At 58.5% G+C, this 14,174-nt stretch carries 13 protein-coding genes; 11 read left to right on the forward strand and 2 right to left on the reverse strand.

Annotated elements, in window-relative coordinates:
- The first annotated feature begins 131 nt into the window (after positions 1–131).
- The 9 genes from ACQR35_RS13655 to ACQR35_RS13695 all read left to right on the forward strand — a co-directional run bounded on the left by ACQR35_RS13655 (position 132) and on the right by ACQR35_RS13695 (position 10,708).
- Positions 132–1,814 (forward strand): ATP-binding cassette domain-containing protein, encoded by a 1,683-nt coding sequence (locus tag ACQR35_RS13655; RefSeq protein ID WP_430267580.1) that lies wholly within the window; start codon positions 132–134, stop codon positions 1,812–1,814.
- Between the two features lie 49 nt (positions 1,815–1,863).
- Positions 1,864–3,060, forward strand: a complete 1,197-nt coding sequence (locus tag ACQR35_RS13660) for an MFS transporter (RefSeq protein ID WP_430267579.1) — start codon at positions 1,864–1,866, stop codon at positions 3,058–3,060.
- Positions 3,061–3,227: 167 nt separating this feature from the next.
- Positions 3,228–4,154 (forward strand): ABC transporter ATP-binding protein, encoded by a 927-nt coding sequence (locus tag ACQR35_RS13665; RefSeq protein WP_430267578.1) that lies wholly within the window; start codon positions 3,228–3,230, stop codon positions 4,152–4,154.
- A 4-nt stretch (positions 4,155–4,158) separates the two neighbouring features.
- Positions 4,159–5,061, forward strand: a complete 903-nt coding sequence (locus ACQR35_RS13670; protein WP_430267577.1) for an ABC transporter permease — start codon at positions 4,159–4,161, stop codon at positions 5,059–5,061.
- A 14-nt stretch (positions 5,062–5,075) separates the two neighbouring features.
- Positions 5,076–6,392 carry a sensor histidine kinase gene (locus ACQR35_RS13675; RefSeq protein ID WP_430270355.1) on the forward strand — a complete coding sequence of 439 codons (1,317 nt, stop codon included), beginning with the start codon at positions 5,076–5,078 and terminating at the stop codon, positions 6,390–6,392.
- On the forward strand, positions 6,389–7,105 hold the full coding sequence (locus ACQR35_RS13680; RefSeq protein ID WP_430267575.1) for a response regulator: 717 nt from the start codon (positions 6,389–6,391) through the stop codon (positions 7,103–7,105). The genes ACQR35_RS13675 and ACQR35_RS13680 overlap by 4 nt, the downstream gene beginning before the upstream one ends.
- Positions 7,106–7,237: 132 nt before the next feature.
- On the forward strand, positions 7,238–7,660 hold the full coding sequence (locus ACQR35_RS13685; protein ID WP_430267574.1) for a VOC family protein: 423 nt from the start codon (positions 7,238–7,240) through the stop codon (positions 7,658–7,660).
- 332 nt (positions 7,661–7,992) lie between these two features.
- Positions 7,993–9,390: an amino acid permease gene (locus tag ACQR35_RS13690; protein ID WP_430267573.1), complete on the forward strand. Its 1,398-nt coding sequence runs from the start codon at positions 7,993–7,995 to the stop codon at positions 9,388–9,390.
- Positions 9,391–9,400: 10 nt separating this feature from the next.
- Complete coding sequence (locus ACQR35_RS13695; RefSeq protein WP_430270356.1) at positions 9,401–10,708, forward strand: M18 family aminopeptidase; 1,308 nt, start codon at positions 9,401–9,403, stop codon at positions 10,706–10,708.
- A 44-nt stretch (positions 10,709–10,752) separates the two neighbouring features.
- Here the strand turns inward: ACQR35_RS13695 and ACQR35_RS13700 are convergent, their stop codons facing one another.
- The gene (locus tag ACQR35_RS13700; RefSeq protein WP_430270357.1) at positions 10,753–11,124 is read right to left on the reverse strand and encodes a DoxX family protein; all 372 of its coding nucleotides are present in this window, start codon (positions 11,122–11,124) and stop codon (positions 10,753–10,755) included.
- A 163-nt stretch (positions 11,125–11,287) separates the two neighbouring features.
- Here ACQR35_RS13700 and ACQR35_RS13705 point away from each other — a divergent pair, with 163 nt between their 5' ends.
- On the forward strand, positions 11,288–11,725 hold the full coding sequence (locus tag ACQR35_RS13705; RefSeq protein ID WP_430267570.1) for a YybH family protein: 438 nt from the start codon (positions 11,288–11,290) through the stop codon (positions 11,723–11,725).
- Between the two features lies 1 nt (position 11,726).
- Positions 11,727–13,280: a purine-cytosine permease family protein gene (locus ACQR35_RS13710; protein ID WP_430267569.1), complete on the forward strand. Its 1,554-nt coding sequence runs from the start codon at positions 11,727–11,729 to the stop codon at positions 13,278–13,280.
- Here the strand turns inward: ACQR35_RS13710 and ACQR35_RS13715 are convergent.
- Positions 13,269–13,943 (reverse strand): DUF1345 domain-containing protein, encoded by a 675-nt coding sequence (locus ACQR35_RS13715; RefSeq protein ID WP_430267568.1) that lies wholly within the window; start codon positions 13,941–13,943, stop codon positions 13,269–13,271. The two genes, ACQR35_RS13710 and ACQR35_RS13715, sit on opposite strands and share 12 nt — an antisense overlap.
- Between the last annotated feature and the right edge of the window lie 231 nt (positions 13,944–14,174).

Raw genomic sequence — 14,174 nt, forward strand, 5'->3', positions numbered from 1 at the left:
TAAGACGCCACGAGCACGGAATTCCTCACGGGCTAATTCATGTGATCTGCGCCACCTGGTTGATCCTCGTATGAATGATGCTTTGAACCGGCAATGACCGGCAGGCCCGCGGCCACCCGTACGATTGACGAGTGGCCCACATTGATATTTCCGGCATTGACTACTTCCTTTCGGATGGCACCCAACTCCTGAACGGCGTGACCTTTAAGGTCCCGGACGGCACCAAAACCGCCCTGATCGGCCCCAACGGAACCGGAAAGACCACGCTCTTCCGCATCATCGCGGGCGACCTCGTAGCCGATGAAGGCGTGGTGGGCCGTTCCGGAAATATGGGCATTATGCGCCAGTTTGTGGGCCAAGTCCGTGACGAATCAACCGTCCGCGACCTACTGGTTTCGGCAGCGCCACCGGCACTCGCAGCCGCCGCGAAAGCCGTTGATGACGCTGAACTAGCCATGTTGGAACACGACGACGAACCCACACAGATGCGCTACGCCCAAGCGATCGTGGATTGGGGAGACGCCGGTGGGTACGACGTCGAAACCGTGTGGGATGAGGTCTGTATGGCTGCGCTGGGGGTTCCGTTTGACCGGGCACAGCACCGCCGCGCGTCGACCCTTTCCGGAGGTGAGCAAAAGCGATTGGTGCTCGAAGCACTCTTCTCAGGTCCCGACGATCTGCTGCTTTTGGATGAGCCGGACAACTATTTGGACGTCCCTGGCAAACGCTGGCTTGAGGAAAAGCTCAACGAGTCCCGCAAAACAGTGTTTTTTATCAGCCACGACAGGGAACTTCTTAATAACGCGGCGGGGCGAATTGTCACCCTTGAGCCCGGTATCAATGGTGCCAGCGCATGGGTGCATGGTGGAGGCTTTGGCTCCTACGTTGACGCCCGCGCAGACCGGAACGCGCGCTTTGAAGAGCTACGCAAACGTTGGGATGAAGAGCACATCAAGCTCAAAGAGCTCGTCAACATGTACAAAAACAAGGCGGCGTTCCGCTCTGACATGGCCAACCGGTATCACGCAGCTCAAACTCGGCTGGCGAAGTTCCTTGAAATTGGCCCACCCGAGGCTTTGCCCATGGAACAGAACGTGAACATGCGGCTCAAGGGTGGCCGGACGGCCAAGCGCGCCGTAGTGGCAGAAAAGCTTGAGCTGACCGGGTTGATGAAGCCGTTTTCCACCGAGATTTGGTTTGGCGACAGAGTGGGAGTGCTTGGCTCCAATGGGTCCGGCAAGAGCCACTTTTTGCGGTTGCTCGCCACGGGCGGTACGGATCCTGAGCGCGAACATTTGCCGGTGTCCGAGGTTGATATAGCGGAGGTGCCGCACAACGGTGTGGTCAAACTGGGGGCCCGCATCCGGCCTGGCTTCTTTGCCCAAACCCATGTCCGCCCGGACCTTTTAGGCCGCACACTGCTGGATATTTTGCATCGTGGAGACGAGCACCGTTCCGGCCTGGCCCGTGAAGCCGCGGCTGGCGCCTTGGATGGTTACGGTCTGGCCGGGCAGTCTGAGCAGAAATATGAATCCCTATCCGGTGGGCAACAAGCCCGCTTCCAGATTCTGTTACTGCAGCTTTCCGGGGCCACCTTGCTGTTACTGGATGAGCCCACTGACAACCTTGACCTGCATTCGGCTGAGGCCTTGGAGCGGGCCATCGAGCACTTTGAAGGTACAGTCCTAGCCGTCACTCACGACCGCTGGTTTGCGCGTACTTTTGACCGGTTCTTGGTGTTCGGATCGGACGGGAAAGTCTATGAATCCGCCGAGCCTGTGTGGGATGAAAAGCGAGTGGATCGCAGGCGGTAATTTTCGGATTCTCGTCCCGATCCTTGAAGCAGTTGCATAGAGTGGACGGGTGACTTCTTCCCCTCAATTGCGGTCGGCCGCGATCGCCACCTTTGTTGTGTTTGCCACCAACGGTTTGGTCTTTGCCAGCTGGGCTTCGCGAATCCCCGCGGTGACTCAAACCTTGCACCTCACCGCGGGCCAAATGGGGTCGCTTTTGCTGTGTACCGCCATCGGTTCGCTGCTTGCATTGCCCACCGCCGGTCTGGTGATTGGGCGGATTGGAACAGCGAACACCATGCGCGCCGCGGGCGCCTTGGCGGCGTTGGCGGCTGTGGGGATTTCAGCGGCTCTGTGGCTGGAATCGGTGCCGCTGACCGCCGTCGCACTGTTTTTTATGGGTATTGGTATTGGCCTGTGGGATGTTACCCAAAATATTGAGGGCGCGGACGTTGAGCACCGCTTGGGGCGCACCATCATGCCGCAATTTCATGCCGCGTTCAGCGGCGGGGCCTTTATTGGCGCGCTGGCCGGGGCCGGGTTGTCCCATCTAGGTGTGGGTTTGCCGCTCCATTTGCTGGTAATTGCTGCCGTGGTAGTGGCAGTAGGTGCCGTAGCGCCACGCTACTTCCTGCCACACCAGCCAACACCAAAAACGGACGACGCCGGTGCCTCCAACCGCGGGCCCAGTGCCTGGAGTGAGGGCCGGACCATTTTGATTGGTGTGGTGGTTCTGGGGGCAACGTTGACCGAAGGTGCCGGAAACGATTGGATCGCCAAGGCGGCAGTGGACGGGTTGCACACGAGTGAATCCACTGGCGCGCTCCTGTTTGCCGTATTTGTTGCAGGAATGACTGCGGTGCGCTTTGTGGGTGGACGGTTTATTGACCGCTTTGGCCGGGTTCCGGTGTTACGGGCAAGCATGATTGCTGCCGCCGCAGGCCTAGCGCTTTTTGTCTTCACTTCCACGCTGTGGGTCACCGTGATTGGTGCCATCTTGTGGGGCGCCGGTGCTGCCCTGGCCTTTCCTATGGGTATGTCTGCAGCGGCGGATGATCCCCGCCGCGCAGCTGCACGAGTCTCTGTGGTGTCCACGCTGGGATACATTGCTTTCCTGGCCGGGCCACCGCTTTTGGGCTACCTCGGGGACCTGACCGGAATTCGGATGGCTCTGTTGGCCATTGGTGGGCCGATCCTCTTGGCCCTCCTTCTTGCTGGCGCGGCCCGGCCCCTGACTTCAGAGTCCAGCAACGCTCCCACCGTTTAGCCGTCATCCTGGCGGACTAGTGGATTAGCCGCAGAATCATCCGCGCGGTAGACGATTCCTTCCTTTCACCTCGGTAGCGTGGAGGTAGACCCCGGAATGCTGCGATTGATGCACCGCAGTGCAGCCGGCGTTTCCCAGCAGGTCATTGAATGGAAAGGAACCCGGCGATGATCGAAGTCAGCAATCTTTACAAAAAGTACGGCGAGAAAACTGCGGTGGACGGTGTCAGTTTTACCGTCCAACCGGGCAAGGTCACAGGCTTTTTGGGCCCGAACGGTGCAGGAAAATCAACCACCATGCGCATGATTATGGGGCTGGACAAACCAAGCTCGGGCGAGGCCATCATCAACGGCCATCGCTACGCTGACTTACGTTCACCCTTGCATGAAGTGGGCGCACTCTTGGACGCCAAAGCCGTGCACACCAGCCGTAGCGCGTACAACCACTTGCGCGCCATGGCCGCCACTCACAACATCCCCACCTCACGGGTCAACGAAGTTATTGAAATGACTGGCCTGAGTGACGTTGCCAAAAAGAAGGCTGGTGGATTCTCGCTAGGCATGGGCCAACGGCTGGGTATTGCCAACGCACTCTTGGGTGACCCACAAACACTGATCTTGGATGAACCGGTTAACGGTTTGGACCCAGAAGGTGTGCTGTGGGTTCGTAACTTGGCCCGCTACTTGGCCGGCCAGGGTAAAACAGTGTTTTTGTCCTCGCACTTAATGTCAGAAATGGCACAAACCGCAGATCACCTGATTGTGATTGGCCGTGGCCGCATCATTGCTGACGCTCCCATGGCCGAGGTCATCAAGGGCACCAGTCAGCGCCAGATTCTGGTCCGCACACAACAAGTGACGGAGTTGAGCGCACTTTTGGCCCGTGCAGGCGTGACAGTTACCCAGAAGCAGAGCGAAACCATTGAAGTTGCTGGGCTAGAGCCTCAAGAGATCGCCCAGCTGGCCCTGGACAATCGAGTTCTGGTCTACGAGCTCACACCACAAGCGACGTCCCTCGAGGACGCCTACTTCCAACTGACCAAGGATGAGGTTGAGTACCACTCTCACCTCGAGTCCACCCCGGAAGGAAAGTAACACCATGTCTTCAACGGTTACAGCGAATAGCACTGTTCCCTCCTCAGCCGGCAAGCGCGCCCAATCCGGTGTGAGCTTTGCTGGTGTATTGCGTTCCGAGTGGATCAAACTCTGGTCGCTGCTCTCTACCCGCCTACTGATCCTCATTTCCTTCGTGGCTATGGTGGGAGTCGGTGTGCTTTCGGCGCTGGTGCGGTACACCTTCCTTAACAATCAGGCAGAACAAGCCCGAGCTCAGGGTATGGAATTGACCCAAGAGCAGCTATCTCAAACCATGCCTGCCGGCTCGGGCCTAGAGCTATACAACCTTCCGAATGCGGGAATGCAGATCGGTGTTCTTGTATTGGGAACCCTTGCGGTGATGTTTATCGCGAGTGAATACTCCACAGGCATGATCCGCTCCAGTGTCACGGCGGTGCCCAAACGTCTCCCAGTCTTCGCGGCTAAGGCGATCATTTTGGTAGTGATTTCCTACATTCTGGCCGCCATTGCCGGCGTCGTAACTTTTGCCCTCTCCAAGCCCATGTTTGCTGCTCTGCCGGTGGACATGGACTGGAGTACGGATGGGGTGATGTACTCGGTCTTTACGGGCGGACTTTATGTTGCTGGCGTGGCCCTGATCGGTTTGTCACTGGGTACGCTGCTGCGTAATTCGGCTGGTGGCGTGACGGTTCTGATCGCTATTTTCTTTGTGGTCAGCATTGCCGCGGGCTTCCTGTCTCTGGTGCCGGGGGAGTTTTGGAAGTACGTTCCCCAGTACTTGCCCGCTGAGAGCGGCGGAAGATTCCTAGCCCTCGGGCACGCGGACGGTGTGGTTGATCCAGGACTAGCTGGCTTGATTTTCCTGGGTTGGGTGCTGGTATTTGTGATCCCGGCAGTCGTTCTGCTCAAGAAGCGCGACGTTTAGAGAAGCCAGTTACCGTGAAGCACCAAAAAGCAGCGGCTGGACCCGGTACCTTCGTGGCGCCGGGTTCAGCTGCTGGGGCGGCAGTTGCCAGCACTTTCGCTGAAATTAGCGCGCGGCGACGGGGCAAAATTCGCCGCTATTTCTTTGAACATCCACGTGTTATGGATGCGGCCGTAGTGGCGACTTATGTGCTTCTGGCGCTATTGAGCTTGGCGAGCGCTGCCACGGAGTCGCATCTGATTTCACCGTTCGCCATGGCAGGGATTGCTGTGGCGTTGTTCTTCCGGAGACGTTGGCCCGTCCCGGTTCTGGCAGTGGTGGCGGCGCTGGAAGTTGTCTCGGCTATCGGCAACTTCTGGGGCTCGAATGTCAGTTCTGGCCTGTGGTTTGCCCTGTATGCAGTAGCCGTGGTGTATCGCCGAGTGACCGCTTTGATAGCCACCCTCGTGGCCTCCCTGGCGCTGGTGTTGAGTTATTTTTTCTTCGCTTCATTGCCGGACGTTGTTGTGGAGGCTGGCTCGTGGGGCCGATCCGATGAGGGCATTCGGCCGGAGAATTTGGGCTATGTGGTGGTGGTTGTTGCTGTCACGATTATGCTCTCCAACGTGATTGCCGCTGGAGTGGGAATGGCCGTAAAGCAGCGCCGCGAGCATGAGGCTGAGGTGGCTGCGTGGGCTACCCGAACGGCTGAGCTGGGGGTCTTGGGGGAACGTAACCGGATTGCCCGGGAGATGCATGATGTTGTTGCCCACTCCCTCACGGTGATGATTTCACTCTCCGATGGTGCCTCCGTGGTGATGAAGAAGTCTCCGGAGCGGGCTGCAGAGGTTCTGGCGGAGTTGTCCCGGACGGGACGCACAGCGCTGGCGGACATGCGCCGGGTGTTGGGGGTCCTGCGGGAAGCGGCCGACGGCGACACCGCACCGCGTGGGCCCCTCACCGTTGCGGGGGATCTAGAGCGGATGCTGGAGGGTTTCCGGACGGCCGGATTGCCACTGCACTACTCCTACACAGGCCCAGCTTTGCCGGAGGACACTGCCTTTAGGCTGACCGTGTACCGGATTGTTCAAGAGTCTCTTACTAATTCCTTGCGGTATGCCCGGGGGCTGCGCAGGGTTGACTTGGTGATTGCGCGTGTTGATAACAGCGTGACTATCCGGGTGGATGACGACGGTGCGCGAAGCGATAATTCTTCCCAAGGGACGGGCCGTGGGATCGCCGGAATGCATGAACGGGCCGGCATATATTCGGGGTCGGTTAAGGCTGGCCCCAAAACTGGCGGTGGCTGGAACGTCACGGCAGTACTCAACTACCAAGGAGATTCTGCATGATGGATAGCGAAGACTCGTTTGAGGGCCGTGGTCCCATCCGGATTCTGTTGGTAGACGATCAGCCCTTGCTGCGGATGGGGTTTGGCCTCATCCTGGAGGGTGAACCGGATTTGCAGGTGGTGGGTGAGGCCTCCGATGGTGCTGAAGCGGTTCGTCAGGTGGCTGCGTTAAATCCGGACGTAGTGCTCATGGATGTGCGGATGCCGGTCAAGGACGGAATTGAAGCTACCCGGGAGATTGTGGCTTCGGGCGCTTGCGCACGGGTGATTATTCTGACCACCTTTGACCTTGATGAGTATGCCTTCTCGGGATTGCAGGCTGGGGCTTCGGCGTTTTTGCTCAAAGACGTGGCGCCGGAGGAACTGGTCAACGCAGTCCGCTTGGTTGCGAGTGGCGATGCCGTAGTGGCGCCTCGTGTGACGCAAAGATTGTTGGAGACGTACGTGCGGCGTGAGGGTGGAGTGCCCGGCATTGGCGCGGCGCGCCGGGATCCGCTGCTGGACGACCTAACCCCGCGTGAGACTGAGGTCCTGCGGACGCTCGCTGAGGGGCTATCCAATGCGGAAATCGCTGCGAAGTTCTTCCTTTCCGAAGCCACGGTGAAAACCCACGTGCGCCGGATCCTGACCAAACTCCATTTGCGTGACCGGGTTCAGGCAGTTGTGTACGCGTACGAGACCGGCCTAGTGGTCCCGAGCAACCCGGACTACTAGCGCCGAGTGGGTAGATAACGGCCCTTAGAACTCCGTGTAAACGACGTTATCTACCCACTCGGCGAGCTCCTAGGCCAGAACCTACGGACTCAAAGCAACTCACGCGAAGCAACGGAAAAGGAGATTCGCTGGATGACTGAACTGAGTGTCGGCGCGCTGCACCACGTTGAGCTGTGGGTACCCAACTTTGCGAGGGCCGAGGAAGAGTGGGGTTGGCTGCTGACAAAACTTGGCTACCAGGAATTCCAAAACTGGCCCAAGGGGCGGAGTTGGCGGCTTGGTCCCACTTATCTGGTGCTTGAAGAGTCACCGGATTTAAGCGGCATCGCTCATGAACGCACGCTTCCAGGCCTGAACCACCTTGCCTTTCACGCAGGCACAGCGGCGCAAGTAGATGCACTGGCCGCCGAGGCCCTTGAGCACGGTTGGGCCGCTATGTTTGCCGATAAGTATCCATACGCCGGTGGTGCTGGAAATTACGCGGCTTTTATGGAGAACTCCGATGGTTTTGAAGTGGAGCTCGTTGCCGCGCCGCTTCCTTTGCCGAATGGGTAGATAACGTCGCTTTGAGGAAGTTCTAAGGGACGTTATCAACCCATTCGGCGGAAGGGGGCAGGAAGGGGAGCGGGATTGTTGGCACCAGAGCGCTGGATCATGCTGGTGAGTGAGGCACTCGTCACGTGACCAAAGTGCTTGATAGACAACTTTCGTTGAGTGAAAGTGCGTTCCCTTGTGAAAACACCCTGTAAAAGCTGCGTAACTTTGGGCAGGTGCACCAGTGGATCCGCTGCCCTCGCACATAGTGTGAGAATTCGATGTGGCCCACAGCACACGCGAATACCGCGAATGATGCTGATGGGGTGTGAATAGCGATCTATGGAGTACCCGTGCAAGCTCAGCAAGAACTCTCGAAGACTTTGAAACCGAGGCACCTGTCCATGATCGCCATCGCTGGCGTGATCGGAGCGGGCCTGTTTGTTGGTTCCGGCGCTGCAATTCAGCAGGCTGGGCCGGGCATTCTTGTGGCCTATGCCGCTGCAGGCATTGTGGTGATTCTTGTGATGCGAATGCTCGGCGAAATGGCCGCAGCCAACCCGGAAACCGGCTCATTCTCCACCTACGCGGACAAAGCTTTGGGCCGATGGGCCGGCTTCAGCATCGGCTGGCTCTACGCCTGGTTCTGGATCATTGTGCTCGGTATCGAGGCCACGGCCGGCGCTGCGATTATGCACCGGTGGGTTCCAGGAATCGATCAGTGGGTGTGGGCGCTGCTCCTGATGGTCGTCTTGACGTTGACCAACTTGGGTTCCGTAAAGTCCTATGGCGAATTTGAGTTCTGGTTTGCCTCGATCAAGGTGGCGGCAATCGTTCTGTTTCTCCTCTTTGGTATCGCCGCCATCTTGGGCCTAATCCCCGGCGTCCCGGCTCCAGGCCTCAGCAACCTTGTGGACCACGGCGGTTTCTTCCCCAACGGCCCGGGCGCTGTTCTAGCTGGCGTTCTTGTTGTTGTCTTCTCCTTCTTCGGAGCAGAAATTGCCACCATTGCTGCCGGCGAATCCGAGAATCCCGTGGATGCCGTCAAAAAGGCCGTGAAGTCTACTGTCTGGCGCATTTTGGTGTTCTACATCGGCTCCATCGCCATCGTTGTTACCCTCTTGCCGTGGAACGATGCTTCCGTCGCCAAGAGCCCCTACGTTGCAGTGATCGAACTCTTCGGCATCCCCGGCGCCGGCACCATCATGGACATCGTGGTGCTGACCTCAGTTCTCTCCTGCCTGAACTCCGGCCTCTACACCGCCAGCCGGATGCTCTTCTCCCTCGCACGCCGCGGTGACGCCCCACAGTCCTGGACCCGAATATCCAAAACTGGCGTCCCGGCGTCGGCCGTTCTAGCCTCTACCGTGGTGGGCTTTATTACCGTTGGCCTGAACTACATCGCCCCGGACACAGTGTTTCTGTTCCTGGTCAACACTTCCGGTGCCATCGCCCTGTTTGTGTGGCTGGTTATTGCAGCCTCGCAACTGATTCTCCGCAAGCGCATGGGTGCTGCAGCTAAAGCATTGCCGCTGAAAATGTGGGCCTTCCCGTACCTCACGTGGCTCGCCATCATCGCCATTGTTGCCTTGCTTATTGGCATGGTGATCCTGGAGGACACACGCGACGAACTCCTCCTTTCCGTAGCCTTGGCCGCGGTTGTAGTAGGGATCGGCGTCTGGCGTTACCGCAAGGGCAGCAGCCAAAACGCACGTGCCGACGAGGCCGCACGCGTAGACGCTGGCGTCTAAACTCGAAGCTATGGCTTCAGAATCCTCCGCTCTTACCCACATCCAGGACCTCGGCGCGTATGTCAGCGCCTCGCCGTCGAGCTTTCACGCAGTGCGCGAAGCTGCGCGTCGGTTAGACGCCGCGGGGTTCACGGCACTGGATGAGAGTAAGGATTGGGGAACGACGGCGGCCGGCGGGCACTACATCATCCGGGACGGTGCACTCATCGCCTGGGTGACGCCCGACAGCGCCGGCCCCACAACACCGTTCAACATCCTTGGCGCGCACACGGATTCGCCGTCCTTCAAGCTCAAGCCGAAGCCCACCACCGGTGTTCACGGTTGGTTGCAGGCCGGCGTTGAGGTGTACGGCGGTCCGCTACTTAACTCGTGGCTGGACCGCGAACTGCGCCTCGCCGGGCGTTTAGTGCTCGACGACGGCACTGACGTTTTGGCGGCAACTGGCCCTGCGCTACGCTTCCCGCAGCTCGCCATCCACCTGGATCGTGGCGTGAATGACGGTATGACCTTGGACAAGCAGCGTCACATGAATCCCGTGTGGGGGCTGGGCGACCCAAGGCAGGAGGACGTGCTGGCATTGCTGGCAGCCAATGCCGAGGGTGCTCCGGTGGACCCGGCACGCATTGCTGGTTATGACGTGGTGGTTGCTGACACTCAGGAGCCGCGGGTGTTTGGCGGCAAGGATGAGTTCTTCGCATCCGGCCGCTTGGATAACCTCTCGGCAACTCATGCGGGTCTGGCCGCGTTGATCGCCCACGCTCAGTCACCTGCGGAGGCGGGTGCACCGATTGCGGTACTGGCCGCTTTTGATCACGAAGAAATCGGATCCGGTTCGCGCTCAGGTGCCTGCGGGCCGATCCTTGAGGACGTTCTGACGCGCCTTTCTGATGGTCTGGGCGCGACGATGAGCCAGCGGCGGCAAGCGATTGCGGCGTCGTTCTGTGTTTCTGCAGACGCCGGACATGCAGTCCACCCCAACTACTCCGAGCGGCACGATCCCGCCAACCATCCCGTACTCAACGGTGGCCCGCTGCTGAAGATCAACGCGAACCAGCGCTATGCCACGGACGCGGTGGGGGCTGCGTTCTGGGCGCGGTTGTGCGGCGAGGCGAGTGTGCCGTACCAAGAGTTCGTCTCCAACAATGATGTTCCGTGTGGTTCTACGATTGGCCCGCTCACTGCCACCCGCTTGGGAATCCGGACCGTGGATGTTGGAGTTGCCTTGCTCTCGATGCATTCGGCCCGCGAGATGTGCGGCGTTGAAGATCCGCATCACCTCGCCAAGGTGGCCGAGCTATTCTTCAGGACCGCTGCGTAGCGTCACCTGGTCCCGAAGCGCCTGGATTCTACAAAGCCCAGGTTCTAGAGCGCCCAGGGACCAAAGCGGCCCCACGCAACCACTGCGCAAAGTAATGCCAGGATCACGTTGAAGATGATGGCCGGGTATTCGCCGCGACGGTAATGGGTCACGGCGGCAAGGATCATCACCACGGCCAGCGCGGCGGCGGCAAGGGGCGTCAGCCACGTGGCGATACCCGTTGCTGCCGGCAGGATCAGGCCCAAGCCGCCCAAGACTTCTGCTGCACCAATCGAGCGCACTGTGGACGCGGAGACGTTATCCACCCAGCCCATTTTGCTGGCCAGTTTTTCCTTTGCCTGGATGGTTTTTAGGGTTCCCGCCATCACAAAAAGCACAGCTAGCAGGCCTTGGAGAATCCAGAGAAATACGTTCATAACCGTGTCCTTCTAAGTGGGCGCAGCACTAGTTAGCTAGGCCGATCACCAGTCGCAATTCTCCCACGTAATACTTGTTGCCTAATATGCACTGCCTGATGTTTACTGGTTACCACGCGGCATGTGACCGACAGCACATAAGTGATTCAAAGGGGGAATTTCCGTGAATGTAACTGAACAAGACGTCATTGCGGCGGCTGAGAATTTGATCGGAGCCTTCGGTGCGGGCAATGCCGAAAGGTATTTCGCCTGCTTTGCCCTGGACGCCACGTTCGTGTTCTATACCGAACCGCAGCGCATCGCTTCGCGTGATGACTATCAGCAGCTCTGGCAGAAGTGGATCGAGAGTGGCTGGCAAGTGCTCGGCTGCGTGAGCTCCAACAGCCGTATTCACCTTGCTGGGGACGCTGGCATCTTTGTCCACGACGTCCAAACCACTATTGAAGTTAACGGTGTTCGGGAGGTTCTCCAGGAGCGCGAAACTATCGTCTTCGCGCGCAATGAGCACGGCGAGCTACTCGCGGTCCATGAGCACCTCTCGCCCGCTCCACACGAGGACCAGAACGTCCCCGTATTTCCTCTAGCTGAAGTGAGACCCTAACATGAGTGCACCTTCCAAACCGTCCAGTGTGGCGGAAGTTGAAAAGCATGGCATTGAGCCCATTCCAGCCGAAGATCGAGATGCAAAACCACTTGACTTGTTTCGTCTGGTTTTCGGCGGTGCCAATACATTCGCTACGGCGGTTCTGGGTTCCTTCCCAATCATGTTTGGTCTCTCATTCAGGGACGCCGCGATTGCTACGATCCTTGGTGTGGTGGTGGGCGGTCTCATCTTGGCGCCTATGGCGGTGTTTGGGCCTACGAATGGAATGAATAACGCAGTATCGTCCTCAGGTCATCTAGGGGTTCACGGGCGTGTGGTGGGGTCGTTTCTCTCATTGTTGACGGCATTCGCATTCTTCTCCATCTCGGTGTGGAGCTCGGGAGATGCGCTAGTGGGTGGCGCAAATCGTCTGCTGGGCCTTCCGCAGAACCCGCTTTCTCTAAGCCTGGCTTATGGAGCGTTCGCCATCTTGATTCTGACCGTCTGCATCTACGGTTTCCGGTTTATGCTTTGGGTCAATAAGATCGCCGTCGTCGCCGCCTCAGCACTGTTTATCCTCGGCGTCTTTGCCTTCGCTGGCATTTTTGATGCGTCATACGCCGGGATTTTTGGTGCCTCTTCGGATGCGGCTACCAACGCGTTGTTCTGGCCATCATTCATTGGTTCGGCACTGATCGTCATGTCCAACCCGATTTCTTTCGGCGCTTTCCTAGGCGACTGGGCGCGTTACATTCCCGCTGAAACGCCAAAGATTCGGGTCATGTTCGCAACCTTTATGGCCCAGGTCGCCACTCTGGTGCCTTTCGGTTTCGGACTGGTGACGGCCACCGTGATTGCCACGCAAGCTCCTCAGTTTTTCGAAAATTCGGACTATGTAGGAGGCTTGCTGGCTGTTTCGCCGTCTTGGTACTTCCTCCCGGTATGCTTGATCGCCCTGATCGGTGGGATGTCCACGGGAACCACTGCCCTGTACGGGACAGGCCTGGATTTCTCGAGCGTATTCCCTAGGTTCAACCGCGTGCAGGCAACTTTGCTGATCGGCACTGTTGCGATTGCTTTCATCTTCGTGGGTCGATTCGCGTTCAACATAGTCCAGAGCATCTCAACTTTCGCGGTCCTCATTGTCACGTGCACTGCGCCGTGGATGATCATCATGACAGTGGGGTACGTGACCCGGCGCGGTTGGTACGATCCGGATTCTCTTCAGGTCTTCAACCGTCGGCAACACGGGGGCAGGTACTGGTTCAACAAGGGGTGGAACTGGCGAGCTATGGGCGTGTGGATCTTTGCCGCCACAATGGGCCTACTGTTCGTCAACATACCCGGACAATTTGTTGGAGCACTGGGCAACCTCGCGGCAGGTGTAGACCTGAGTATTCCCATTTCAATCGGTATAGCGGCAGTTCTGTATCCACTAGCGTTGTGCTTGTTCCCTGAGCCAGCGGATGCCTACGGTCCGGAGGGCCCGCGGTTCATCCGTGCGTCCCAACCCAAGAATGCTCCGATTGTTTCTGACCGGTCTGATTCCGTGGATGCATCCCTAGTTAGCTAGGCCAATGACCAAGTTGAGCGTTGCGGCCAGAATGACGGTGCCAAAGAGGAATGACAGGAGGCTGTGCTTGAGTGCTTCGAGCCGAATTCGGGAGTTTTCAAGGTTGGTGTCCGAGACCTGATATGTCATGCCTAGGCTCGTGGCTAGGTAGGCGAAGTCGGTGTAACGGGGCGGCTCGTCTTGATTGAAACTCACCCCGCCGTCCTTGGCGCCGCCGTAGTAATGCGAGGCGTAGCGGAGCGTAAACAGCGTATGAATGAGCGCCCACGACATTGACACCGACGTAAGTGCCAGTGCCGCGGCACCCAGCTTGCCGCCGTCGTTCTGGGTATGTGAATTAATCACGACGACGGCTACCGCGCCCAGCGAGGCGACGTTCGCGCCTAGGACCAAAAGGTCCGTCACGCCGCGCGAAGGGTCCTCCGCTGTGGCGTGCGCCTTGGTTTGTTGTGGGTCCATCCGTGCGATCACAAGCCATACCCAGGCGGTGTATATGGCAGCGGCAGTGGCCCATCCTGCCGCCGGCGCGTCAAGCCAGTGACCAGTGAAACCAAGTGTCAGCGCAACGGCCAATCCGCCCAAAATCATCACAAGAAAGCGCAGCCTTGAGTGACGGAGCGGGGCTGCCTGATTATCTCGGGCGCCATCGGGTGTGGTGGCCATGCTGCCAGCTTAGCCACGAACGAATTTCGAAGAGTTATCCACATACGGGCTTCTGGCCCTTTTCCCAGCTGCCGGCTGCAAATAGGCTAAAGCCAAGCACATGCACTAAGATATTGAAGTCTGTGCTGCGCCCCGCCTTCGTTTCTGAAGAGGTGCCAGCACGGAGCATCGCAAATGAACCTCCTGTTACGGAAAGACCGTAACCGCTTAGCCCAAAGGAGGTGGGTTCAC

This window comes from Pseudarthrobacter sp. J1738 (genome assembly GCF_050490315.1).
Classification (GTDB): Bacteria; Actinomycetota; Actinomycetes; order Actinomycetales; family Micrococcaceae; genus JBNPEO01.